Genomic DNA, 25,879 nt, shown 5'->3' on the forward strand with positions numbered 1-25,879 from the left:
AATTCGGTCTGGGCGGTTCCACCGCCCAGATCCACCCCGCCCAAAAGGCAAAACTTACAAGAGCAGAGCGGACGACCAAATGCCCCTGACCATCAGCATTTCGCTTGTTTTGGCCCTAATTGCAGTGCTTGCGATTGTGGGCTTTTTTATCGGGCGCGCCCGCGCGATTTCTGTCGCAAACGGGGTTGAGTCGAGCCTGCATTCACTTCCGAAACAACATGGCATGCATGTGGCCCTTGCGGCCTCTGTGCCAGCACTGATTTTCATTATTCTCTGGTCGATTGGATCAGGGATTGCATCGAACAGCTATACGGCCTCGATCATTGATCCCAATGCACCTGAATTACAGTTATCCGCTGACGTCACCGATGGCTTGCCACAGGATGTGATAGACGTCCGCCTTGCCGCGCAGCGCGATCTCTTCGTTGCGAATGTCAAAGGGTTGGCGGTTGCGATTGATGGCTATATCGCCAATGGCAACGCAACCGAAGCCGATATTGAGGGCTGGCGTATAGATTTCACCCCGTTGGCGCAGCGCTTGCGCGATGACGGGCAAATTATTGGCGCGAATATCTCGCAAAAAATGTTTGAGACCGCTTTGCGCCTGCGCAGCTTTAACGCCATGGTCGAACTGACAGGGCGGCTCGGCGCAGTATTTTTGGCCATCGGCGGGTTTCTCTATGGTCTAAAATTGATCAACCGCGATTTCCGCGCGCGCATCTCGGTCGAGCGTTGGATTCTTGCCTTTTTGATCTTTGCCTCCACCATCGCCATTTTGACGACTGTTGGCATTCTATCAGCCATCACATTCCCCACATTAGCCTTTTTCAAGGAATATGGGATTTTCAATTTCCTCTTTGGGATGGAGTGGGCCCCTGCAGGCGATGTTGCGGGCGCGCCTGAGGGGCCATATGGCAACTATGTCTCAGCGCTTGGGTTTTTGCCTTTGATCTGGGGCACGCTTTACATCGCGCTTGTGGCACTTTTGGTCGCGGTTCCCTTGGGCCTCTCTGCGGCAATCTACCTGTCGGAATTCGCCCCAAGCGCGTTGCGTGCCACGATCAAACCCGCGCTAGAGATCCTCGCGGGTATCCCGACAATCGTCTATGGTATCTTCGCTCTTGTGACAGTCGGCCCGTTTTTACAGGCGGTGGTGGGATCAACGGTTATGCCCAACACGGTCTCGGTTCTGACCGCAGGCGTTGTGATGGGGATGATGTTGGTGCCGTTCGTCTCGTCTTTGTCCGATGATGTGATCAATGCCGTGCCACAGGCGATGCGGGATGGCTCGCTTGGTCTGGGGGCGACACCTGCGGAAACGGTGACCAAGGTGATATTGCCTGCCGCGCTGCCGGGCATTGTGGGCGCCATCGTTTTGGCCGCATCCCGCGCGATTGGGGAAACCATGATTGTGGTTCTGGCCGCAGGCGCATTGTCCTCGGTCACAGGGTTGGAGCCAAACCCATTCGGGGCGGTTGTGACTGTGACAACCCGCATCGTGGCCGTCCTCACGGGCGAGGGGTCAGGGTTCGACTCGATCGATGTTCTGGCGGTTTTCGCGCTGGCCTTCACGCTCTTCTTCGTCACGCTGGGGTTGAACCTGCTCGCACAGCGGATTGTTGCCAAATATCGGGAGCAGTATGACTGATGACTGATCTGTCCAACCCCTCTGATCTGCCAAAGCGCAAAATGCAATCGCTATATGCCCGCTCAGAACAGGTGCAAAAGCGCCACCAAAAGGGTCTTGCGCTGCGCATTCTTGGCATCTCTGCTATCACAGTAGTTTTGTTTTTCCTGTGTGTGCTTTTGTGGTCAATCGTCTCGCGCGGTATCCCTGCGCTCTGGCAATATCAAGCCGAGATTGAACTCTATTACGACCCTGCAATTCTGAATGAAAACGGGGGCGAAGTCACGCCAGAGGAAATCGCTGATGTCAGCTTGCGCTCGGGGTTTGAGCGCGGGATTTACGCAAACTCCCTCAAGGCCACAATTGAGGCCGCAGGGATTGACGTCATGGCCGCTGTGACCGCGCGCTACGCTGACCGTGCGGATGAAATTCTTGCCCAAGCAGGGCTCATGGATGGGGCAGCGGTGCCTTTGTCGGATCTGCGAAACGGTGCTGTCGCAGGCGGTGATCTCGCCCGTATCTTCGGCCAAGCGGGCAGCGTCTTGCGCGGGGCACAATCTGCCCTTGAAGGCGATGATATCGCGGCCGCAAATATCGCGCTTGAGGCCGCCGTTACGGCCCTTTCTGGAGCGGGCTTTGCATCTGCCGCGTCACAGGTTCAGGCCATTGCCGATGGAAACACGGCTGACGCCATGCCCGCTGCCGCCGCCGCATTGGCGCAAACAGGCCTGCAATCCGCCTTACTCGATGCAGCAGGTCTGATGCGCCAACCTTCAGAATTTGATGATGCGGCCTTGGCCTCGATGATCTATGCCGCCAATCGCCGTGATACACGTGATTACCTCGTAGCTAATCCCAATCTAGTCGGCGAAACTGAATTCACTGGCGTGCCTGTTGCAATCTCACTCACCCGCTATCTGACGGGTGAATTGCAAGGCCGCGGTCAGGCCGATATGCCACCTGGTTTTGGATTGGGTCATTTGGCCATGGCGGATGCAATGATTGAGGCCGACATCATCAATCGCCATTTCCATTGGAAATTCTTCACCAATCTTTTTTCGCAAAGCGGTGAGATTACGGGGATTGGCCCTGCCTTGATGGGCTCGCTCTATATGATGTTGGTGGTCTTGGTGTTCTCGCTGATTTTTGGGGTCGCAGCCTCGATTTATCTTGAGGAATTCGCGCCCAAAAACAAATTCACCGATTTCATCGAGATCAACATTGCCAACCTTGCGGCGGTGCCGTCCATCGTGTTCGGTATCCTTGGGGCCACAATTTTGTTCGCGCTGACGGATCTTGGAATTACAACCTCCATTCGCGGCACGGCCTTGCTTGGTGGCTTTGTTCTGTCTTTGATGACACTGCCCACCATTGTGATCGCCACCCGCGCGGCCCTAAAGGCGGTGCCGCCTTCAATTCGCGAAGCAGCCCTTGGGGTAGGGGCCTCGAAGGTGCAGGCCATGTTCCACCATATTCTGCCCCTCGCAGCGCCTGGCATTTTAACGGGCACAATTATCGGTATCGCGCAGGCCCTTGGGGAAACTGCACCTTTGCTGTTGATTGGTCTGTCTGTATCAACGGGCGCGGATCTGCTATCCTCGCCCTTCAGCGGGGGTCTGTTGGAGCAGACACAATCGATGCCAACGGTTGTTTACCTTTTGGCACAAAATGAAGATGCGCCTGTGCGCGAAGGTTTGGCTCAATCCGCGATCATCGTGATGCTGGCCCTTCTGTTCTTGTTGAACTTCCTCGCCATTATCCTGCGCCGTAAATTCGAGCGGAGGTGGTAAGTCATGGAGACGAAAGTGAATAATATGCAACTCGACACCCGTATTGCAGGCGAGGATGCCATCAAGATCGCCGCGCGCAATGTGCAGGTCTATTATGGCGACACCCATGCGATTAAGGATGTTAATGTCGAAATTCTCGATAAAACTGTGACGGCCTTCATTGGCCCGTCAGGCTGTGGGAAATCGACCTTTCTGCGCTGTTTGAACCGCATGAATGACACCATCTCGATTACGCGTATTGAGGGCGATATTCGCATTGATGGCGAGGATATTTACGACCGCCGCGTTGACCCTGTGCAATTACGCGCCAAGGTGGGGATGGTGTTCCAAAAACCAAATCCGTTTCCAAAATCCATTTACGAAAACGTGGCCTATGGCCCGCGCATCCACGGCTTGGCCCGCAGCAAAGCTGATCTAGACGAGATTGTCGAAAAAAGTTTGCGCCGTGCAGCCCTGTGGAATGAGGTCAAAGATCGCCTTGATGCCCCAGGAACGGGTCTGTCGGGCGGACAGCAGCAGCGCCTTTGTATCGGGCGGGCTGTGGCAACCAACCCTGAGATTTTGCTGATGGACGAGCCTTGTTCAGCGCTTGACCCTATCGCGACCGCGCAGGTGGAAGAACTGATTGACGAGCTGCGCAGCAATTATTCGGTGGTGATTGTCACCCACTCAATGCAGCAGGCGGCGCGCGTCAGCCAAAAGACCGCGTTTTTCCACTTAGGAAACTTGGTTGAATTTGACGACACCTCAAAGATTTTCACCAATCCCGAAGACCCGCGCACCGAAAGCTATATCACGGGCCGTATCGGCTAATTCTCGGCTTGGAAGGGCTGCCATGAACACGAATGAACATATCGTTTCCTCATTTGACCGCGACCTAGAGAGCATTCAGGCGGGGATCATGAAGATGGGCGGGTTGGTCGAGGACTCGATCCATAAATCGGTCCTGGCTTTGGACACGCGCGACCCTGAACTGGCCGATCTGGTGCGGGCAGGGGACGCGGCCATTGATGCCTTGGAAACCCAAGTGAACGAAGAAGCCGCGCGCATTTTGGCCTTGCGCTCGCCGACAGCATCCGATTTGCGCACTGTGCTTTCTGTCTTCCGTGTCTCGACCAATTTGGAACGGATTGGGGATTATTCGAAAAACATCGCCAAGCGCAGCCATGCGGTGATGGCGCAGCCCCCGATTGAGGGCGCAACTGCCTCACTGCGCCGAATGGCGCGCGAGGTGGAACTGATGCTTAAAGATGTGCTTGATGCCTATATCCAACGGGATCTGGGCTTGGCCGAAGATGTGCGCGAGCGCGATCTTGAAATTGATCAGATTTATTCTGCACTTTTCCGCGAATATCTGACCTTTATGATGGAAGATCCAAGATCAATTACAGCCTGTATGCATTTGCATTTTATGGCAAAAAACATTGAACGCATGGGGGATCACGTCACCTCGATCGCAGAGCAGGTGGTCTATCTCGTAACGGGCTCGATGCCCGAAGATATCCGCCCTAAGCAAGATGTGATCTCTGAATCCTCTTACAAGTTGTAATCCAACAAAAAAGTAGCGCAACATGGCACATTCCCCCGTAATTTTGGTTGTCGAAGACGAACCCGCACAGCGCGAGGTATTGGCATATAATATCGCGGCTGAAGGGTTTGACGTGCTGACCGCCGATAGCGGTGATGAGGCATTGCTTATCGTGCGCGAAACACCGCCCGATTTGATTATCCTGGATTGGATGCTGCCCAATGTGTCAGGCATTGAAGTGTGTCGTCAGTTAAAGTCAGGCACGCAAACGGCGCGGATACCCGTGATCATGCTTTCTGCTCGATCCGAGGAAGTCGACAAAATTCGCGGCCTTGAGACGGGCGCAGATGACTATGTCACGAAACCTTATTCCTTGGCCGAGCTTTTGGCCCGCACCCGCAGCCAGTTGCGCCGCACACGACCATCTTCGGTGGGGGAGACATTGGAATATGAGGATATCAAACTCGACACCAGCGCACATCGCGCATTCCGCGGTGACGCACAGATAAATCTTGGGCCGACTGAGTTTCGTTTGCTGACCGCGTTCATGGAACGTCCTGGTCGCGTTTGGAGCCGAGAACAATTACTCGACCGCGTCTGGGGCCGCGATATCTATGTCGACAGTCGCACAGTCGATGTTCATGTTGGCCGTCTGCGCAAGGCGCTGCGAGGTCGGGGCGAGGGTGACCCAATTCGCACTGTGCGCGGCGCTGGATACGCGCTTGGGTGATCATGGGGGCGCGAGATTTTGCGCCTATCTATTTATCCGATAATCATGATTATGTTAAGTTTATGATGAGGTAAGATACAGCCTAACTTCAATAAATTGCAGCAACCAGTTGATTTAAAGCGGAAATAATAATCATCCCCCTGCGCCGATAAATTTACAGCGCTAAACATGGGGGTTGTTATGGTTGATGCACAAACTGCGCGTTACTTAGCCTGCGCTGATGCCGAGAGCTTGGTCACGCTTCATCAAGAGATGCTGACGCCTTATGGCTTTCGCTGTTTCATATATGCCACCAACCCGATCGCTACTGAATTTGGCAAAACGGGTCACGCGCAAGACAACCGTATCCTGCACAACTGTCCTAAAACGTTGATTGCGGGCTATGTTGGCGAAAATCTCTATCGCGTCTGTCCCATCGTCAAATGGGCCATGTCCAACACTGGTGCAGAACCTTGGACGCATCTGTCATCAGCACCACCTGATGGAACCGCGTTATCTCGTGCCGAGCGCGAATTATATGAGCTTTTTACGGCTCACGCGATCACTGCGGGACATACAGTTTCGCTGCCACGGCATCACCATGCGGCAAATGCCGAGTTTGGATTGATCGGCGTAGAACATATGACCCAAGGGGCGCTTATCGACATCTGGGGTTAATATGGTGCAGATATCTTCGCTTATTGTCATCTGTTTAACCTATGCGCCACTGCGCTGCCCGTCTCGCCACATTTGCGAATCCTAACCGAACGACAGCGCGAAGCATTGGAATTGGTGATCAAGGGACGCACCATGCGCAAAATCGCCTTCGCCATGGAGATAAATGTAACAACGGTAGAGAAACATCTCCGCGGCGCAAGAGATATCCTACAGGCTGACACAACAGCGCAAGCCGCAGCTAAGACATTAATTTTAAACCAAATTTTTTTATAAAATTGAACGTAAAACAATTTTATTAACCAATTAATAACCTATCTCACAGTTGCGTGACCATGGTCAACCCTGAGGAATTACTCAGTGTCGAATGTTCGTAAATTGAATATAATAACCCCATGTGTCGCGCGGTGTCCCCCGCAGGGACATACAGGTTGTACCTAGAGTCCCTAAATAAAAAGCGGGCTGTTGGCGGCGTCATTCATGTCCCTGAGTGACGCCGTTTTCATTTAACAAGAAAAAAGGCAGGGGTTGCCCCCTGCCCTTCATTGTTTCGCAATTTGGTGCGGAGTTAGCCTTGAACTGCCTTCGCAACTTCTGCGGCGAAATCTTCTTTTTCAACCACAATGCCTTCACCAACCTCAAGGCGCACAAACCCTGTCAGCTCAACACCCGCCTCTTTCGCTGCAGCCGCAACGGTCAGGTCTGGGTTGATGACGAAGGCTTGGTTCAACAAGGTCACTTCGGACAGGAATTTCTGCATACGTCCTTCGATCATCTTCTCGATTACGGCCTCTGGCTTGCCAGATTCACGCGCGATGTCAATTTGCACCTGACGCTCTTTTTCAACAATCGCAGGATCCAGATCATCCGCAGACAAGGATGCAGGGTTTACCGCTGCAACATGCATTGCCACCTGACGGGCAAAACCCTCATCGGTGCCATTGAACGCGACAAGAACGCCGATCTTGCCCATGCCATCAGCAGCGGCGTTGTGCACATAAGACACAACCGTCTGGCCCGACAATTTCGCCATGCGGCGCAGCGCCATGTTTTCACCGATTTTCGCAATCGCATCGGTGATCACGGTTTCAACAGGCTTGCCGCCCATATCCGCCGCTTTCAACGCATCCACATCATCCACGCCAAGCGCCGCTTGCGCGATACCTGCAACCATGGATTGGAATTCAGCGTTTTTTGCAACGAAATCGGTTTCCGAGTTCACTTCAACCGCAACCGCGCTGCCGTTTGAGACAGCAACCGCAACCAAACCTTCGGCCGCGGTGCGACCAGATTTCTTGGCCGCTTTCGCCAAACCTTTTGTGCGCAACCAGTCAATCGCGGCGTCAAAATCGCCATCGGTTTCGGTCAGCGCTTTTTTTGCGTCCATCATGCCTGCGCCAGTTGCTTCGCGCAGGTCTTTTACCATTGCAGCAGTAATTGCCATGGTGAGAATCTCCTGATTTGTAAGTCAGGCGGGGATATGCCCCGCCGATATGTCACAGATATGTGAGTCGAGCGGGAAAGGTGCGCTTCCCCGCCAAACTTGGAACCCCTTAGGCAGAAGCGTCTTCTGCGGCTTCTTCAGCAGGTGCTGCTTCGGCCAAGGTTTCTTCGACAGTCTCTTCCATTGCGCCAAGATCAACGCCAGCTGCATCCATCTGCGCGCTCATCCCATCAAGGGCTGCGCGCGAGATCAGATCACAGTAAAGGCTGATGGCACGCGCCGCGTCATCATTTCCAGGAATGACGTAATCCACGCCTGCGGGCGAACAGTTGCTATCAACAACCGCCACAACAGGAATGCCCAGCTTGTTGGCTTCGGCAATGGCGAGGTCTTCTTTGTTGACGTCAATCACAAAGATCAGATCAGGCAGGCCGCCCATTTCGCGGATACCGCCAAGCGAGGCTTGCAGCTTCGCTTGATCGCGTTCCATGCCAAGACGCTCTTTCTTGGTCAGGCCCTCAATACCATTTTGCATCGCTTCATCAATCTCGTTCAAACGCTTGATCGAGTTGGAAACAGTCTGCCAGTTGGTCAGCGTGCCGCCCAACCAACGGTGGTTCATGTAATACTGTGCGCAACGCTCTGCCGCTTCGGCAATGGGGCGCTGTGCCTGACGCTTGGTGCCTACGAACAAGATGCTGCCGCCTTTGGCAACAGTTTCGCGCACAGCAACCAAAGCCTGCTCAAGCAGGTCAACAGTCTGGGTCAGGTCAAGAATGTGAATCCCATTGCGGTCGCCGTAGATATACGGGGCCATGCGAGGGTTCCAACGATGGGTCTGGTGACCAAAGTGCACGCCAGCTTCCAAAAGCTGACGCAAAGAAAAATCAGGAAGCGCCATAATAGTTTCCTTTCCGGTTTGCGCCTGAGCGAGGGATCAGGGGCCGTGCCCCAACCGGTGGATCGATAGGGATGTCTCCCCTATGCGACCCGCCCTCGCCTGTGAATTACCCTTTCGGACAGGCGCGCTTTAGGGCATTTTTCCCCTGCCCGCAAGGGCCATCTGCAACAGCACCGCTGGGGCATAGACGCAGGCCCTTGGGCGGGATAGAGACGCAGCCATGACAAAGAATAGCATTATCTGCATCGGATCGGTTCTGTGGGACGTGATTGGTCGCACAGATACTGCAATGGCCCTTGGCGATGATGTTGCGGGGCGTATCGCGCGCATTCCTGGGGGGGTGGCGTTGAATATTGCCATCGGGCTTGCTGCCTATGGGATTCAGCCCGTTTTGCTGACCATGATCGGGCATGATGCCGAAGGCGCAGATTTGCTGGCTTTTTGCGAAAAGCGCGGCATGAATTGCGACCATATTTTTCGCAGCCCTGACTGGCCGACTGACCATTACATGGCGATTGAGGCGCAAGGCCAAGTGATGGCTGCCATCGCCGATGCACATGGCCTTGAGGCCGCAGGCGCGCAGATTTTAGCCCCCCTAGAGCATGGCCCCTTGGGGGATGCCGCGGCCCCCTATAAAGGCGTTGTGGCGCTTGATGGCAATTTGACCGAGACGCTTTTAGCTTATGTCGCGGACGCCCCTGCCTTTCAGGCGGCGGATTTACGCATTGCGCCCGCATCACCCGGCAAAGCCACGCGGCTTTGCCCGCTTTTGCATCACCCAATGGTAAGCCTTTATGTCAATCGCCGTGAGGCCTGTTTGATTGCAGGGCAAGCGCCTGACCTCTCGGCCACAGACGCCGCAGATGCGCTGATCGCGGCGGGGGCTGCGCGCGTGATCGTGACCGATGGTGCGGGCCTGACTGTAGACGCCAAGGCGGGTGCGGAAACAGTGACGGGCACGCCACCACAGGTCACCGCCACCCGCGCGACAGGTGCAGGGGATCGGTTCATGGCCGCCCATATCGCCGCCGAAAACGGTGGTGCATCGCGTCAAGAAGCGCAAATTTTTGCGCTCAACGAAGCCGCCGCTTATGTGGCAGGAAAGGATTAAGCATGCTTCCCCTCACCATCGCCCCGGATGTTGCACATGCCTTAAAGACAGGCGGCGCTGTGGTTGCCCTTGAAAGCACCATCATCACCCATGGCATGCCCTACCCCGCCAATTTTGAAACCGCACAGGCCGTTGAGGCCGAAATTCGAGATCAGGGCGCCGTGCCTGCCACAATCGCCGTGGTTCAGGGGAAAATCAAAATTGGGCTTTCCGAGACACAGTTGCGCAACCTTGCGCAGGTCACGGGGGCTGCGAAACTCTCTCGGGCTGATTTGGCGGCGGCGCTTGTTCTTGGCCAGACCGGTGGCACCACAGTGGCCGCAACGATGATCTGCGCCCATCTTGCGGGCATTCGCGTGTTTGCTACGGGGGGCATTGGGGGCGTGCATCGCGGGGCGGAGCAAAGTTTTGACATCTCTGCCGATTTGCCAGAACTGGCCGAAACGCCTGTGACGGTGGTCTGTGCGGGGGCAAAGGCCATTTTGGATTTGCCCAAAACATTTGAAACGCTCGAAACATTGGGCGTGCCTGTCATTGCCTATGGCCAAGAGATGATCCCTGCCTTTTGGTCACGCGACAGTGGCATTCGCGCGCCCCTGCAAATGAACAGCCCCCAAGAGATCGCCCGCGCCCATCTGATGCGCGGGACATTGGGGCTGAAGGGCGGGCAATTGGTCACAAACCCAATCCCTCAGACGGATGAAATCGCCGCCGAAACCCTTGCGCCCGTGATCGAAAATGCAGTGCGCAAGGCCGATGCACAGAACATCACGGCAAAGGCACTGACCCCGTTTCTTCTCGCTGAAATTCTAGAGGCCACCCAAGGGGCAAGCCTTGCAGCCAATATTGCCCTGATCCGTAACAATGCCCGCCTTGGCGCCCAGATTGCGCTGGCCATGGCAATGGAGCCCTAACGACCCCGCCGCCCCTTGCCTCTTGTAAGGTTAACGAAACCCCCTTACATCTGATCGATACAGGTTTAACGGTTCCCCAACGCGCCCCCGCATCATGCAATTACCCGAAAATCCCAAACCCCCACGCCGCGGTATCTTGGCCGCCCTACGCAATAATTTCTTTACAGGTGTGGTCGTTATTGCCCCGATTGCGGTGACCATTTGGTTGGTTTGGACGCTGATCGGCTGGATCGACAGTTGGGTTTTGCCGTTTATTCCAGGCCGCTATAACCCGCTGCTTTTGATCCAACACTATACAGGCCTTCAGGTTGATATTCGCGGCCTTGGTGTGGCGACCTTCCTTGTTTTTGCGGTGATTGTTGGCTGGGTTGCCAAGGGCCTCATTGGCCGCTCGCTGATCCGTTGGGCCGAAAGTTTGGTTTTGTCGATCCCGCTTGTGCGCTCTGTCTATTCAGGGCTGAAACAAATTGTCGAAACTGTTTTGGCACAAGGCGAGCAGAATTTTGACCGTGCCTGCATGGTCGAATATCCGCGCAAAGGTATCTGGGCCATCGCCTTTGTCTCGACCAAGGCCAAGGGCGAAGTGGCCGACAGGCTAGGCGATGATCTGATTTCCGTGTTTCTGCCCACCACACCAAACCCGACATCGGGCTTTTTGTTGTTTGTGCCTCGCAAAGACACGATTGAACTGGATATGACTGTCGAGGACGCAGCAAAGCTGATCATTTCCGCGGGGCTTGTCTATCCTAATGGCAAGGATGCAAAAAAGGCGATCGAGGCTATGGCCGCGTCCAAGACCGCGAAATAGATCCGTGACCGCTCGGCCTAAAACCCAATAAAAAAGGGCGGCCCTCCGACCGCCCTTGTTCTTTATTGCGGCTCTACCCACCAGACATCGGGCTGCCATCCGATCCAATCGCCATAAATCGGGATGTAGTCGGGGAATTTCAGCTCTGCATTATGCGCCAAGCGGCTGATTGGCGAATACCAAAACGGGATCACATAACGCTCGCTCATCAGCACGCGATCCAAGGCGTGGACAGCCGCGCGATAATCCTCTTGGCTTGCCGAGGTCAACATTTGGTCAATCATCGCCTCAATCGCTGGATGACAGGCCCCCATCAAATTGCGTGATCCTGTGGTTTCCGCCAAATCACAGCCCCAATAAAGCCGCTGCTCATTGCCCGGGCTTAGCGACAGACCACGGGTGATATCGGTCATATCAAAGTCGAAATTATCAATCCGTTCGCGATATTGCGCGCTGTCAACAGTGGTGACTGTGGGAACAATCCCAAGCCGTGCCAAGGCCTCGACATAGATATTCACGATGGATTGCATCTCGGTCGACCCTTGGGAGAGCAGAATATCAAACGTAAAAGGCGCCCCTTCGGGCGTCTGCATCACCCCATTTTCAACGCGATATCCTGCCTCCTCAAGCAGGGCCATTGCGCGGCGAATGCCTGCGCGATTGGCCTCGGTGCCATCAGTTTGTGGCAGGGCATAGCCCTCAAGCGCCCCTTGCAGCAAATCCGCCTCAAACGGTGCAAGGAACTCGGCCACACGGCCCGTGGCCGCCCCATCGCGCATGCCCAAGGGCGAGTTTGAGAAATAGGAGGTAATCCGCGGCTCGACCCCGCCATTCAAGGTGAGATTGATATATTCGAAATTAAAGGCTTGGATCATCGCCTCGCGCACGCGCCAATTGGCAAAGGCCGCGCGGCGCGTGTTCATCACCAACCCATTCATTCCAGAGGGGCGCTGATGCGGCACTTCGGAGAGAATAACCTCGCCCGATTGCACGCGGGGAAATTGATAGTTTTGGGCCCAATTTGCGGCATTGGTTTCGCGCATCGTGGTCACGATACCCGCTTTGAACGCCTCAAACATGGCGTTGCCATCTGCAAAGAATTCCAAGCGGATTTCATCAATCACATTGGTGCCACGGCGCACGGGCAAGTCCGCGCCCCAATAATCAGGATTGCGGCGTAAGGACACAAAGCGCCCTGCCTCGAAATCATCAATCACATAAGGGGCCGAAGCGATGGGGATCACATCCAAACCTGAAGCTTGAAAATCTTGCCCATCCCATTGCGCCTTTTTCAAAATAGGACGCAGGCCCATGATCAGCGCCATTTCACGATCTGCTTCCTTGATCGTGATCCGCAAGCGGCGCTCATCAAGCGCCTCGATTGTGTCGACATTCTGCCACGCATTCAGATAGCGCGGATGCCCTTCAGTGCCCAAAGTCTCATATGACCAAATCACATCTTCCATTGTGACAGGGCTATTATCCGAGAAGCGCGCCGCAGGGTTAAGCGTGAACTCAACCCAAAATCCCGCAGGATCAACCTCAACCGATTCGGCCAACAGGCCGTAAAGCGTGAATGGTTCATCCCAAGAGCGGATCAAAAGCGACTCATATGCCAAGAACCGCAATTGCCATGGTGTGCTGCCCAAACGGATATGCGGGTTGAGGCTGTCAAAGCCCCCAACCTCGCCTGTCACGATCCGCCCGCCTGTCGGCGCATCTGGATTTGCATAGGGCAAATGCACAAAATCTGGTGGGAGGGCAGGCTCGCCATACATAGCGATGCCATGTTGCGGTTCGGCATGTGCGGTTGACACAGCGACAATCGCGGCCCCCACCCATACCCCAAAACGTCTGAAACAAACTCGTGCCATTTTGAAAACAATCCCCGTTTTCTTTTTAATTATAGGAACAATGCTAGGGACTTGGCGTAAGAAGCGCAAACTTTTCTCTTGGAACTCTACCGCAAACATGGTTATACATAAGGCACTGCTCGATAGGTTTCTTGCCTGTATGAAACCTGCCTCAATAACTTGCGCCGGCCTTGTGCCGGCGTTTTTTTTGGGGTTTTCTCTGCGGCAGCGGGTCTAGGCCCCCTCCCCCATATTCGAGCCGCAGGAGATTCTTACCATGGCATTACAGACTGATCTTTCAGGAAAAACCGCCGTTATCACGGGTTCAAACTCGGGGATTGGGCTGGGCGTGGCTGAGATACTGGCGCAGGCGGGCGCGGATGTTGTGCTCAATTCCTTTACTGACCGCCCCGAAGACCATGATCTGGCGGCTGATTTGGCCAAACGTCATGGCATCACCGCGCGCTATATTGCAGCAGATATGTCCACGCCCGATCAATGCCGCGCCCTGATTGAGGCGGCAGGGCGCTGTGATATTCTTGTTAACAATGCAGGCATTCAACATGTCGCCCCGATCGAGGGCTTCGCGCCCGAAAAATGGGACGCGATCATCGCGATTAATCTTTCCTCGGCCTTTCACACCACCGCTGTGGCGCTGCCGATTATGCGCAAGGCGGGTTGGGGGCGCGTGGTCAATATTGCCTCGGCGCATGGATTGACCGCCTCGCCCTATAAATCGGCCTATGTGGCAGCAAAGCACGGGGTCGTTGGCCTGACCAAGGTGACCGCCCTTGAAACCGCCGAAGACCCCATCACAGCAAACGCCATTTGCCCAGGCTATGTCCTAACCCCGTTGGTCGAAGCGCAAATCCCAGATCAAATGAAAACGCATAATATGAGCCGTGACCAAGTTGTGCGGGATGTGATGTTGGCCCGCCAACCTTCCAAAGAATTCGCCACAGTCGAACAATTGGGCGGCACAGTTGCGTTTCTTTGCAGCGCCGCCGCCAATCAGATCACAGGAACAACCGTGTCCGTTGATGGCGGCTGGACAGCCCTATGAGCATCAAACTTGATATCCTATCCGATCCGATTTGCCCGTGGTGCTATATTGGTTGGACAAACCTTGCCCGCGCAATGGAACAGCGCGCAGACCACCCCTTTGTGGTCGAATGGCATCCGTTCCAATTGAACCCCGATATGCCGCCCCAAGGGATGGATCGTGCCACCTATCTTGAGACAAAATTCGGCGGGCGGGCCAATGCCGCCACCGCCTATGCCCCCGTTCTGGAACATGCCAAAAAAGCGGGTTTGTCGATAGATTTTGCAGCCATCCCCCGCACGCCCAATACATTAAACGCGCACCGCCTCATCCATTGGGCGGGGCTAGAGGGGCGCCAAACCGCGGCTACTGTGGCGATTTTCAAGGCCTATTTCTTCAGCCACCGCGATATCGGTGCCGCAGATGTTCTAGAGGATATCGCAAGCGAGATCGGTCTTGACCGCGCCATGATCGCGCGCCTCTTGGCGGGTGATGCGGATCAGGCCGACATCACGGCACGCGACCAACATGCCCGCACCCGTGGGGTGACGGGGGTGCCCTGTTTTATTATCGCCAATCAACACGTTGTTACCGGCGCACAGCCTCGCGATTTCTGGCTCAATGTAATTGATGAGCTTAACCAACAAGTCCAAGAAACGGCCCCCGAATGACCCCTGCCCCAAAATCCCCCTCAAAGCTTGAATTTACGGCGATGATGGGGGTGCTCTTTGCAACCATCGCTTTTTCGATGGATGCAATGCTGCCCGCCCTGCCCCAAATTGCGGCCGAGCTTTCGCCAGATGACATCAATCGCGCGCAATTGATCCTGACCTCATTTATCTTTGGCATGGGGATTGGAATTTTCATCGCTGGCCCAATTTCAGACGCTTTGGGACGCAAGCCCGTGATTTATCTCGGCGCAGGGTTCTACGCGCTTGGGGCAATCTTGGCTCATTATGCCCCCTCTCTCGAGCTTGTTTTGGCGGCCCGCGTTTTGCAGGGCATTGGTGCCGCAGGCCCGCGTGTTGTGACCTTGGCAATGGTGCGCGACCTTTATCAGGGCCGCGCGATGGCGCAGATTGTGTCCTATGCCATGTTGGTTTTCACGATTTTCCCCGCCATCGCCCCGTTAATCGGTGCAGCGATTATCGCGGGCTTTGGCTGGCGGGCGATCTTCGTGGCGTTTTTGGTCTTTATCCTTTTATCAGTCTCATGGCTGGGTCTGCGGCAGCCCGAAACGCTACCGCCAGAGCGGCGGCAAAAGCCAAATCTTGCCGCCCTCAAATCCGCCATTTCGACCGTCCTTGGCATGCGGCAAATGCAGCTTTCTATTCTTGTGCAAACCTGCATATTCGGGGCCCTTTTTGGGGTGATTTCCTCCATTCAGCAGGTGTTTGACCTCAGCTTTGGACGCGGCGCTGAATTTCCATTCTGGTTTTGTGCGATTGCATTGATGGCCGCCCCCTCAGGGCCGATCAACGGCAAAATGGTTATGCGATTTGGTATGCGCGCGATGGTGCGAGGCACGTTATTTGTGGTGCTGTTCAACAGCAGCATCGCGCTATTGGCCTTTGGCCTGATCTTTGAGGCAGGACAGGGCTTTGCGCTTTATATTGCATGGACGCTGACAATCTTTGCCGCTGCAGCCTTTACCTTGGGCAATCTGAACGCCCTCGCGCTAGAGCCTCTGGGCCATATCGCGGGCACGGCCAGTTCGGTGATGGGCGCCATCGCAACCATCGGCGGGGCAGTTTTGGGAGCGATTGTCGGGCAGTTTTTTGACGGCACGCCCCTGCCCCTGATCTCATTCGCGCTGATCTTTGCCGCAATCGCCGTGGGGCTGATGCAAATGATGCCGAAATCCGAACAGGCAGGCTAGCCCTTCGCCTGTTCGGCCAGATCACGGGCAATTGCGAAGGCCCCTTTGATCTTATCGGCATCCTTGGCCCAGTCACGGCGAATGACGATTTTATTATCCTTGATCTTAGCCAGCCCGCGCTGATTTTCGACAAAGGCCACAAGGCCCGCAGGGTTCGGGAATTTGTCATTGTGGAATTGCAAAGTCGCCCCTTTGGGACCTGCATCCATCTTGGCGATATGGGCGCGTTTGCACATAGCCTTGATCCGCATGACCAAAAGCAGCGTATTCACTTCGCGCGGCAGCGGGCCAAAGCGGTCAATCATCTCGGCGGCAAACCCTTCGAGATCAACCTTGCTTTCCAATTGCGACAGGCGGCGATAGAGGCCAAGCCGCACATCCAAATCGGGGATATAGGCCTCGGGGATCATGACGGGCACGCCCAGATTGATCTGCGGCGACCATTGCCCGTCACTGACAGTGCTTTCCGCCGCACCAGAGCGGATGGCGGCAATCGCCTCCTCCAACATGGATTGATACAGCTCAAACCCCACCTCGCGGACATGGCCCGATTGCTCCTCACCCACGATATTACCCGCACCGCGAATGTCGAGATCTTGGGATGCAATGGTGAAGCCTGCACCAAGACTGTCGAGGCTGCCCAAAACCCTGAGGCGTTTTTCAGCGGCGGGGGTCAATTTCCCGCGGGGCTTGGTCGTGAGATAGGCGTAGGCGCGGGTTTTCGCGCGTCCGACACGGCCCCTGATCTGATACAACTGCGCCAGACCAAACATATCCGCGCGGTGAATGACCATCGTATTGGCGGTCGGGATATCAATCCCGGATTCAATGATCGTTGTGGCAAGCAAAACATCGTATTTGCCATCATAAAACGCGTTCATGCGATCATCGAGATCACCTGCGGCCATCTGGCCATGCGCCACCACCAAACTGACCTCAGGCACATGATCACGCAGGAAGGTTTCAATCTCGGGCAAATCTTCAATGCGCGGCACAACATAAAAGGACTGACCACCGCGATAATGTTCGCGCAATAGCGCCTCGCGGATGGTGGCCGCGTCAAATTCACTGACGTAAGATCGAATGGCCAACCGATCAACTGGCGGCGTTCCAATCAGGCTAAGGTCACGCACACCAGAAAGCGACATTTGCAATGTGCGCGGAATGGGCGTGGCCGATAGGGTCAACACATGCACCTCAGAGCGGAATTCTTTGAGCCGCTCTTTGTGGTTCACCCCAAAGCGTTGTTCTTCATCAATTACCAAAAGCCCAAGATTGGCAAAGCGCACCCCTTTGGCCAAGAGCGCGTGGGTGCCGATGACAATATCAACTGTCCCATCCGCCAACCCTGTGCGGGTTTCTGCGGCTTCTTTCGCGGACACAAAGCGGGACAATTGCGCAACTTTAAGGGGGAAGCCACGAAACCGCTCGGCAAAGGTGCGGGCGTGTTGACGCGCAAGCAATGTCGTGGGGGCGATCACCGCCACCTGCAGGCCAGAGGCCGCCGCGATAAAGGCCGCGCGCATGGCGACTTCGGTTTTGCCAAACCCAACATCGCCCACGATCAAGCGATCCATGGGGCGGCCACGGGCCAAATCTTCCACCACATCCGCGATGGCAGACAGCTGATCCTCGGTTTCCTCATAGGGGAAGCGGGCGCAGAAATTCTCCCACATATCGTCAGGCGTGCCCAAAATCGGCGCTTGGCGCAATTCACGTTCGGCGGCGATACGGATCAGCTTATCCGCGATCAGGCGGATGCGCTCTTTCATCCGCGCCTTTTTCGCCTGCCATGCGCCACCGCCAAGCTTATCAAGCAGCCCCTCATCATGGCCATAGCGACTGAGAAGTTCGATATTCTCAACGGGCAAGAACAGACGATCCCCGCCCGCATATTCAAGCGCCAAACATTCATGCGGGGCGCCTGCCGCGGTGATGGTTTCCAGCCCCTTGAACCGTCCGATGCCGTGATCAACATGCACCACCAGATCACCTGCTGACAGGCTTTGCGCCTCGGTCAGGTAATTCTCGGCGCGTTTGGTTTTACGGCGCGGACGGATCAGGCGGTCGCCCAGCACATCTTGCTCTGAGATCACCGCCAGATTGGGGGCGGTAAACCCCTCCTCAAGCGGCCAAATCACGCAGGAGATGCTGCCTTTGGGCAGATCAGGCGTGAAATGATCGAGCTTGATCAAACCGGACAAGCCTTGATCGGTCAAAATCTGCATCAGGCGTTGCCGCGCCCCTTCTGACCAAGAGGCCAAAATCACCGCGCGCGATTGGCGCATATCGCGGATATGATCGCAAAGCGCCTCAAATATATTGATATTCTCTTGCTGCCGTTCAGGCGCGAAATTGCGCCCGACACGCCCGCCTGCATCAATCACATTTGGGCCCGTGGCGGCCGGCAGCGGTGAGAAATGCAAAACCCGATGCGGCGTCAAGGCGGCAGCAAACCGCGTCTCGTCAAGATAGAGCAAGCCAGGCGGCACAGGTTTATAGACACTGTCCAAGCGCCCCTTTTGCGTCAATGCCGTTTTGCGCGTGTCATATTGATCGCTGATCGTCTCCCATCGTGCGGCGTGCTGCGGCACGGTCTGGTCATCCATCGTGACCACGGCATCGGGCAGATAATCGAACAAACTCTCAAGCTTGGGGTGAAAATAGGGCAGCCAATGTTCCACGCCTTGATATTTGCGCCCCGCACTGACCGCCTCATAGAGCGGATCATCATTTCCCGCAGCCCCAAATTCGATGCGGTAATTCTGTCGAAACCGCGTGATTGCGGCCTCGTCCATCACAACCTCGGAGACGGGCGAAAGCGATAAATGGGTCAGGGTTTCGAGACTGCGCTGCGTCACAGGATCAAAACTGCGCAGCCCGTCAAGCACATCGCCAAAAAGGTCAAGTCGATAGGGCTGCGGCGTTCCCGCAGGCCAAATGTCGATAATCCCGCCGCGCAGGGCATAATCCCCCGCCTCGGTCACAGTAGGGGTTTGCGTGAACCCCATGCGCACCAAAAAGGCGCGCAAGGCGTCTTCGTCTATGCGCTGGCCCACTGTGGCGTGAAAGGCCGCCTCGCGCAGCAAATCGCGCGGGGGCAAAAATTGCGTGGCCGCATTGAGCGTGGTTAAAACAACCGCAGGCCCAACCCCGCCCTGCACCAACCGCGCCAAGGTCGCCATGCGCCGCGCTGAAATCTCGGCATTGGGGGAGATGCGATCATAGGGCAGACAATCCCAGCCGGGAAAGCGCAGAAGGGTCAGATCAGGGGCAAAGAATTGCAGCGCAGCGGCAATGCTTTCAGCACGTTTATCATCGCGCGCAATATGCAGCACCATTGTCTCATCAGTCCTCGCGCGCTCTAACTCGCGCAGGATCATCTGCGCGTCATATCCTTCGGGCACGCCAGAGGCGCGAATATGGGCGGGTTGCGGTTTTGCATGTGACATGGAAGCGTCAGGTAAAGGGGCAGCCCCGCGTGTCAAGATCAAAGCGGTGATTGTGGGACACGTTGAAGGAAAAACACGCCCCAAATCGCCGTGAAAAAAATCAACACACTGCCAAGGACTTGCAAACGGCGGCGATGGCGCATCAATGCGCGGATCTGATCCTGTGGTGAGATCTGTGGCCAAGCCTGTGCCAAACGAGTGCGCAAATAGCCGACACCCACGGCGGGCATCACAAGAAAGAACACCGACTGCGCCAAGGGGCTGTCATAATAAAAGCCAAGCGCAGCCAGAAACCCCAAGATCAGCTCTAAAAGCGTCACCAAGACTGGCCCAAGCTGTGCATTGAGGCTGCGTAAATCACGCGCGGTGATCTCGGCCAATTGCAGCGCATCGCTTCGCGCGGTTTCATCCCCCAATTCGGCACGGCGAATCATAGCAAAGGGCACACCAAGCGTGGTTTGTGTCCAATGTGACCACAAAAGCGCAAACAACACCCAATACCACACCGCCTCAAAAGCGGAGAAATCCAAAACCGTGATGATATGATCGAGAAACTGCACTGATTTTCTGGGCCCATTTTTCGCACCCCACTCCCTTCTACGCGGCAATTATGGCCTTTTCTAGCCTTGAGAAATCTCCTGTGACCTGTCAGAAATTTGAGGCAGATAGGATCAAGGAGATCAGCGTGACCCAAGCCCCGTTTCCCCTCGCCCGTCATCGCCGCACCCGCGCGAGCGCCGCTTTGCGCAATCTGACCCGCGAGGTGGAATTAAGCGTCAATGATCTCATTTGGCCCGTGTTTTTGCGCGATGGCGAAGGGGTTTGCGAACCTGTCGCCTCCATGCCTGGGGTCAATCGTTTGTCGCTTGATCTGGTGGTCAAAGCCGCGCAGGAGGCCGAGGCGCTTGGCATTCCCGCGATCTGCCTGTTCCCCTATACGGATCCCGCGCTGAAAACCGAGGACTGCGCCGAGGCGTGGAACCCTAAAAACCTGACCAATCGCGCGATTGCCGCGATTAAAAAGAACGCCCACAATATTGCGGTCATGACCGATATTGCCCTCGACCCTTATAATATCAACGGGCATGACGGCTATGTGCGCGATGGTGAAATCATCAATGACGAAACCGTTGAGGCATTGGTGAAAATGGCATTGGCGCAGGCCGAGGCTGGCGCAGATATCTTGGGGCCATCGGATATGATGGATGGCCGCATCCGCGCCATTCGCAGCGCGCTTGAAGGGGCAAACCACCGCAATGTGACGATTATATCCTATGCTGCCAAATTCGCCTCAAGCTATTACGGGCCGTTTCGTGATGCGGTGGGCGCGTCTGGTGCGCTGGAAGGCGATAAAAAGACCTATCAAATTGATCCCGCCAATCGCAACGAGGCCTTGGCCTGCGTTGAGCGCGATTTGATGGAAGGGGCGGATATGGTTATGGTGAAACCAGGCCAACCCTATCTCGACATTGCGCGCGCGGTCAAAGACCGCTTCGGCGCGCCGACCTATGCCTATCAGGTCTCAGGCGAATACGCGATGATCGAGGCCGCCGCGGCGAACGGGTGGATTGACGGCGAAAAAGTCATGCTTGAAAGCCTGATGTGTTTCCGCCGCGCAGGCTGTGATGGTGTGCTGACCTATTTCGCCCCACGGGTTGCGGCGATCCTACAGGGCTAGGCAAAAACACATCAAACCTGCGTCATTTGATCAAATCGCGCCGCTTTGGTCATGACAAATCGCGCGCAACCCCGTAAAAGATGGGCAGAGACATTACAGGGAATGAGGTCACATATGAGCAGTGAAACAAAACAATCTCATTTGCCCCAAATTCTGACCCGCCGCAATTTTGTGCTTGGTGGGACAGCGGTGCCGCTCTTGGCGGCCTGCGGCAATGGGGTGAATTCACAAGCCTCGCAGCGTCTGGATGCACGCGTAGACAGCGCGCAGGAATTCATGTTCCAAGAAGTTCCAGGAACAGAAGAACTGGCCTATAACGCGGCGGGTGTTCTGATCATGCCATTGGTCACCGAGGCTGGCTTTGGCTTTGGCGCATCTTATGGGCGCGGCGCATTGCGTATCAATGGCGCAACGGTTGATTATTACAACGCAATCAGCGGATCTTTCGGATTTCAGATCGGCGCGCAGCAATATGCGCATGCGCTGTTTTTCATGACCGAAGAGGCGCTCAGCTTGTTCCGTGGCTCGCCGGGTTGGGTGGTTGGTGCCGATGTGCGCTATGCCTTTAACGCAAGCGGTGCGTCTTTGGGCATCGACAGCAACACCCTGACAAATCCCGTGATTGCGGTGGTGTTTGGTCAGGCGGGGCTGATTGCGGGCGCCACGCTTGAAGGCACGCGCTACTCGCGCATCATCCCGTAACTGACAGGGCAATGGGGTCGCTGCTGCGTTGGTTTGTGCGGATCACCTCAGTGGTGATCTTTGTGGTCGTGGTTGCAACCACGATTGCCTATTGGTTTGCCGCGCGATCCCTGCCCCAGTATAACGCCACATGGCGCATGGCGGGCTTGGAAAACGGCGCCGAGATTGTGCGCGCCCAAGGGGCAATCCCGCATATTTTTGGGACGACCGACCAAGATGTGTTCTACGGCCTTGGTGTTGCGCATGCGCAAGACAGGCTGTGGCAGATGTTGGTTTTGCGCCGCACGGCACAAGGCCGCCTTTCTGAAATATTCGGAGACCGCAGCCTGCGCAGCGATGACCTCATGCGCCGCCTTGATTTTGACGCCTATGCAGAAGCATCCTATGCCAATTACTCGGCCGCCGCCCGCAACGATCTCGAGGCCTATGCCGCAGGGGTTAATGGGTGGTTGGATCAAATCGCGCGCGAGGCCTTAGGGCGTGGTGCGCCCGAATTGTTCTTGTTCGAGCCCGATATCGCCCCATGGCGGCCGCAAGACAGTATCGCCATCTCAATGTTGATGGCCCTCACCTTGAGTGACCAAGCGCAAAGCGATGTCTTACGAGCCCGCGCGATTTTGGCCCTAGATCGCCCTGAACGCATTCGTGATTTGCTGCCCGATGCTCCGGGTGCGGGCATTGCGGCGCTGCCGGAATATGCAATCCTATTCAACGCAGATCCCAGTGATTTTGCCGAAATCACAACCACGCCGCGCATCGAGGACCCGCTCTATCATGTGGCGCCCCGCGGCCTTGCGGGGGCGTCCAACGCATGGGCCGCAGCCCCGTTTCGCGCGACAAGCGGCGCGACCCTTCTGGCCAATGATCCCCATTTGGGTTTAAGCGCCCCATCGATTTGGTATCTGGCGCGGCTTGAACTGGCCTCAGGTGGGGTGATTGGGGCGACCATTCCTGGTATGCCCATCGTGGCCGTTGGGCGGTCTGATCGTTTGGCATGGGGCATGACTTCGGCCTATATCGATGATATGGATCTCTTCGTTGAAGAACTTGATCCAAACGATCCCACGCTTTACCGCGCGGGGGCGGAGTTTATCCTCTTTGAGACGCGCCAAGAAATCATTCAAGTCGCAGATAGTGCACCTGTAACCATCACTCTGCGCAACAGCCGAAATGGCCCTGTCATCCCTGCGACCCATTGGGATTTGGGAACGGTCACGCCTGAAAACCATGTCATGGCTTTGGCATGGACGGCGCTCAACCCCCGCAATACAAGTTTGCAAGCGGGGCTTGCCTTGATGCGTGCGCAATCCGTGGATGCAGCCATTCGCGCCACGCGCGGTCACATCGCGCCTTCGCAAAACCTGACATTGGCCGATAGTGCGGGCAATATTGCGCTGCAGGTCATTGGCCGCCAACCCCGCCGCAATTCCGAGATGATTGGTCAAGGGCGCATCCCTGCGCAAGGATGGCTTGACCAGAACCGATGGCGCGGCATGATGCCCGCTGAAGCCAATCCAAGCTTTGTGAACCCAGAGGGCGGCATTGTTGGCAACACCAATAACAAAACGATAGACCGCGCCTTTCCAGATCATTTGAGCTATAATTGGGGCGATACGCAGCGCGTATTGCGCTGGCAGCGACTGATGCAAATGCGCGAGGTGCATACCCGCGATAGTTTCATCGAGGCGCAGCTTGATCCCGTCTCTGCTGCGGCTGTGAATATTCTACCTTTGGTTGGGGCGGAGTTGTGGTTCACAAGCACAACCGCCCCCGAAGGCACGCCGGAGCGGATGCGCGCCCGCGCCTTGGAGCGTTTGGCGGACTGGGACGGCAATATGAACGAGCATATGCCCGAGCCCTTGATCTACATCGCGTGGATGCGCGCGCTACAACAGCGGCTCATCAGTGACGATATCGGCCCCTTGGCCGATCAATTTTACGCGGTTGAGCCAATTTTTATCGAGCGCGTGTTCCGTAACATCGATGGCGCAGCAGTTTGGTGTGATCTGCGAACGACATCGCACGTTGAGACCTGCCCCGAAATCGCAGAGGCCGCGCTTGACGACGCCTTGCTTGAATTGCGCGAGACATATGGTGCGAATTTGGACAGTTGGCGGTGGGGCGCGGCACATGAGGCGGTGCATCGTCACCCCGTCTTGGGCCAAACCGATCTTTTTTCGTGGATTGTGAATATCCGCCAATCCACATCGGGCGGGCCGCATAGCCTGATGCGCGGGGCTATTTCATGGGAGGGGGATGCGCCCTATGAAAATCGTCACGCGGCAGGCTATCGCGGGGTGTATGACTTTGCCGATCTCGACAGCAGTGTCTTTGTCATTTCCACGGGCCAATCGGGCCACCCGTTGAGCCGTCATTATGACGACTTATCTGAACTGTGGCGGCGCGGCGAATACCTTCCCATGAGCCTTGACCCAACCCTTGCACGGGCAGGAAACCTTGGGATCACAACCTTGATCCCGCGCTAAAGTTTTGAAAACCGCGCGCTTTGGGTGGCAGTCCATTCGACTGTGAAATGTTGGCCCTGATCATCAACCCGCTCTTCGCGCACCACGCCCTGCTCAAACAGCCATGCGCGCGCGCGGCCTGCGGAATGGGGCAAATGCAGGGTTTCGGTGATCTTTGGCGGGGCCAGTTGCGCGGCGATCATGCGGTGCAGGTGATCTACCCGCTCGCCAGTCAATGCAGACATTGCGACAACATCAGCGCGCCGCGCGGCTAACACGCGCAAGCTGTCCTGCGCCTCAGGGCCAAGTCGGTCGATCTTATTCCACACTTCGATCTGCGGCACATCTTTGGACACCCCCAATTGATCAAGGATCAAATGCACTTCGGCGGCCTGTTCCTCGGCTTGTGGATGGGAAATGTCGCGCACATGCAAGATAAGATCCGCGTCCAAAACCTCCTCCAAGGTGGCACGAAAGGCCGCCACCAATTGGGTCGGCAAATCCGAGATAAAGCCAACCGTATCGGACAAGATCACCTCTGACCCATCAGCCAAATGAATGGCGCGCATGGTCGGATCAAGCGTGGCAAAAAGCATATCTTGAGCCAAAACATCCGCACCGGTTGCGCGATTGAACAGCGTAGATTTCCCCGCATTGGTATATCCCACCAAGGCCACAACGGGATAAGGCACTTTGGCGCGCGCCGCGCGATGCAAAGATCGGGTTTTGACCACCTTTTCCAATTGCCGCTTCAGGCGCACCATTTGCGCGTCAATGGCACGGCGGTCTGCCTCAATCTGGGTTTCTCCTGGGCCGCCCACGAACCCCAAACCACCGCGCTGACGTTCAAGATGCGTCCATGCGCGCACAAGGCGGGTGCGCTGATAGGACAGGGCCGCCAAGTCGACCTGCAACACCCCCTCGCGGGTGGCGGCGCGGGCTGCAAAAATCTCAAGGATCAGGCCTGTGCGATCCAGCAGCTTGACCCCCCAATCCTTTTCCAAATTGCGCTGCTGCACGGGCGTAACAGCGCCATTGATCAAGACAAGCCCCACATTGTGGTCTTTGATCTGATCTTTCAACTCCGCCAATTTGCCCGTGCCAAACAAACGCCCCGGCTTGGCCGCAGGCAGACGCACCACCTGAGACAGGGCCACCTCAAGTTCAGGCAACGCCATGGCAAGTGACACCGCCTCCTCAAGGGCCGCGGTGGATTCGGGACGGTTTTCATCGCTCAGGATGTCAGGGTGGAGAACAAAGGCACGCATATCCGGGCCCTTGGTCAGACCTTCATCACGGCC

22 protein-coding genes are annotated in these 25,879 nt (G+C 56.0%); 16 read left to right on the top strand and 6 right to left on the bottom strand.

The features are described 5' to 3' along the window. The first annotated feature begins 79 nt into the window (after positions 1-79). From pstC to AAC621_RS00880, 7 genes are all read left to right on the top strand, one after another. Positions 80-1,648 (top strand): phosphate ABC transporter permease subunit PstC, encoded by a 1,569-nt coding sequence (pstC, locus tag AAC621_RS00850; protein ID WP_340251240.1) that lies wholly within the window; start codon positions 80-82, stop codon positions 1,646-1,648. Continuing rightward, entirely contained in the window at positions 1,648-3,417 is a 1,770-nt protein-coding gene (gene pstA / locus AAC621_RS00855) for a phosphate ABC transporter permease PstA (protein ID WP_340251242.1), read from the top strand. Before pstC ends, pstA begins: the two co-directional genes overlap by 1 nt. A 24-nt stretch (positions 3,418-3,441) precedes the next feature. Next, positions 3,442-4,230: a phosphate ABC transporter ATP-binding protein PstB gene (gene pstB / locus AAC621_RS00860; protein ID WP_340256230.1), complete on the top strand. Its 789-nt coding sequence runs from the start codon at positions 3,442-3,444 to the stop codon at positions 4,228-4,230. A 22-nt stretch (positions 4,231-4,252) separates the two neighbouring features. Then, positions 4,253-4,966, top strand: a complete 714-nt coding sequence (gene phoU / locus AAC621_RS00865) for a phosphate signaling complex protein PhoU (RefSeq protein ID WP_340251244.1) — start codon at positions 4,253-4,255, stop codon at positions 4,964-4,966. Between the two features lie 22 nt (positions 4,967-4,988). After that, positions 4,989-5,675 carry a phosphate regulon transcriptional regulator PhoB gene (gene phoB / locus AAC621_RS00870; protein WP_340251246.1) on the top strand — a complete coding sequence of 229 codons (687 nt, stop codon included), beginning with the start codon at positions 4,989-4,991 and terminating at the stop codon, positions 5,673-5,675. Between the two features lie 180 nt (positions 5,676-5,855). After that, a complete protein-coding gene (locus tag AAC621_RS00875; RefSeq protein ID WP_340251248.1) occupies positions 5,856-6,332 on the top strand; it encodes an autoinducer binding domain-containing protein in 477 nt (158 codons plus the stop codon). Positions 6,333-6,404: 72 nt separating this feature from the next. Then, positions 6,405-6,605, top strand: coding sequence for a sigma factor-like helix-turn-helix DNA-binding protein (locus AAC621_RS00880; protein ID WP_340251250.1), 201 nt, complete (start codon positions 6,405-6,407; stop codon positions 6,603-6,605). Positions 6,606-6,897: 292 nt separating this feature from the next. Here AAC621_RS00880 and tsf read toward each other — a convergent pair whose 3' ends face one another. Further along, positions 6,898-7,773 (bottom strand): translation elongation factor Ts, encoded by an 876-nt coding sequence (gene tsf, locus AAC621_RS00885; protein ID WP_340251252.1) that lies wholly within the window; start codon positions 7,771-7,773, stop codon positions 6,898-6,900. Between the two features lie 109 nt (positions 7,774-7,882). Beyond that, entirely contained in the window at positions 7,883-8,674 is a 792-nt protein-coding gene (rpsB, locus tag AAC621_RS00890) for a 30S ribosomal protein S2 (RefSeq protein ID WP_317654632.1), read from the bottom strand. Between the two features lie 220 nt (positions 8,675-8,894). On the opposite strand from rpsB, the gene AAC621_RS00895 reads away from it, so the two are divergent. From AAC621_RS00895 to AAC621_RS00905, 3 genes are all read left to right on the top strand, one after another. Then, entirely contained in the window at positions 8,895-9,785 is an 891-nt protein-coding gene (locus AAC621_RS00895; protein ID WP_340251255.1) for a PfkB family carbohydrate kinase, read from the top strand. 2 nt (positions 9,786-9,787) lie between these two features. Continuing rightward, positions 9,788-10,699 carry a pseudouridine-5'-phosphate glycosidase gene (locus AAC621_RS00900; RefSeq protein WP_340251257.1) on the top strand — a complete coding sequence of 304 codons (912 nt, stop codon included), beginning with the start codon at positions 9,788-9,790 and terminating at the stop codon, positions 10,697-10,699. Positions 10,700-10,793: 94 nt separating this feature from the next. Continuing rightward, entirely contained in the window at positions 10,794-11,507 is a 714-nt protein-coding gene (locus AAC621_RS00905) for a DUF502 domain-containing protein (RefSeq protein WP_340251259.1), read from the top strand. A gap of 62 nt (positions 11,508-11,569) precedes the next feature. On the opposite strand, the gene AAC621_RS00910 is transcribed toward AAC621_RS00905, so the two are convergent. After that, positions 11,570-13,381, bottom strand: a complete 1,812-nt coding sequence (locus AAC621_RS00910; RefSeq protein WP_340251261.1) for an extracellular solute-binding protein — start codon at positions 13,379-13,381, stop codon at positions 11,570-11,572. Between the two features lie 256 nt (positions 13,382-13,637). Between AAC621_RS00910 and AAC621_RS00915 the strand changes: the two genes are divergently transcribed. The 3 genes from AAC621_RS00915 to AAC621_RS00925 are packed head-to-tail and all read left to right on the top strand — an operon-like array spanning position 13,638 to position 16,281. After that, entirely contained in the window at positions 13,638-14,423 is a 786-nt protein-coding gene (locus AAC621_RS00915) for a 3-hydroxybutyrate dehydrogenase (protein ID WP_340251263.1), read from the top strand. Then, on the top strand, positions 14,420-15,073 hold the full coding sequence (locus AAC621_RS00920; RefSeq protein ID WP_340251265.1) for a DsbA family oxidoreductase: 654 nt from the start codon (positions 14,420-14,422) through the stop codon (positions 15,071-15,073). Before AAC621_RS00915 ends, AAC621_RS00920 begins: the two co-directional genes overlap by 4 nt. Beyond that, positions 15,070-16,281, top strand: coding sequence for a multidrug effflux MFS transporter (locus tag AAC621_RS00925; protein ID WP_340251267.1), 1,212 nt, complete (start codon positions 15,070-15,072; stop codon positions 16,279-16,281). Before AAC621_RS00920 ends, AAC621_RS00925 begins: the two co-directional genes overlap by 4 nt. On the opposite strand, the gene mfd is transcribed toward AAC621_RS00925, so the two are convergent. Both mfd and AAC621_RS00935 read right to left on the bottom strand, forming a co-directional pair. Beyond that, positions 16,278-19,733 (bottom strand): transcription-repair coupling factor, encoded by a 3,456-nt coding sequence (gene mfd, locus AAC621_RS00930; RefSeq protein WP_340251269.1) that lies wholly within the window; start codon positions 19,731-19,733, stop codon positions 16,278-16,280. The genes AAC621_RS00925 and mfd overlap by 4 nt on opposite strands. Positions 19,734-19,771: 38 nt before the next feature. Continuing rightward, entirely contained in the window at positions 19,772-20,293 is a 522-nt protein-coding gene (locus tag AAC621_RS00935) for a hypothetical protein (protein WP_340251271.1), read from the bottom strand. 119 nt (positions 20,294-20,412) lie between these two features. Between AAC621_RS00935 and hemB the strand changes: the two genes are divergently transcribed. The 3 genes from hemB (at position 20,413) to AAC621_RS00950 (ending at position 24,599) form a co-directional block, all read left to right on the top strand. Continuing rightward, complete coding sequence (gene hemB / locus AAC621_RS00940) at positions 20,413-21,411, top strand: porphobilinogen synthase (RefSeq protein WP_340256233.1); 999 nt, start codon at positions 20,413-20,415, stop codon at positions 21,409-21,411. Between the two features lie 114 nt (positions 21,412-21,525). Beyond that, a complete protein-coding gene (locus AAC621_RS00945; protein ID WP_340251273.1) occupies positions 21,526-22,113 on the top strand; it encodes a lipid-binding SYLF domain-containing protein in 588 nt (195 codons plus the stop codon). Between the two features lie 11 nt (positions 22,114-22,124). After that, positions 22,125-24,599, top strand: coding sequence for a penicillin acylase family protein (locus AAC621_RS00950; protein WP_340251275.1), 2,475 nt, complete (start codon positions 22,125-22,127; stop codon positions 24,597-24,599). On the opposite strand, the gene hflX is transcribed toward AAC621_RS00950, so the two are convergent. Further along, positions 24,596-25,846 carry a GTPase HflX gene (hflX, locus tag AAC621_RS00955; RefSeq protein WP_340256236.1) on the bottom strand — a complete coding sequence of 417 codons (1,251 nt, stop codon included), beginning with the start codon at positions 25,844-25,846 and terminating at the stop codon, positions 24,596-24,598. The genes AAC621_RS00950 and hflX overlap by 4 nt on opposite strands. Positions 25,847-25,879 lie beyond the last annotated feature (33 nt).

Origin of the sequence: Roseobacter sp. HKCC-CH-9208 (assembly GCF_037805125.1) — a bacterium.
Taxonomy (GTDB): Bacteria; Pseudomonadota; Alphaproteobacteria; order Rhodobacterales; family Rhodobacteraceae; genus M30B80.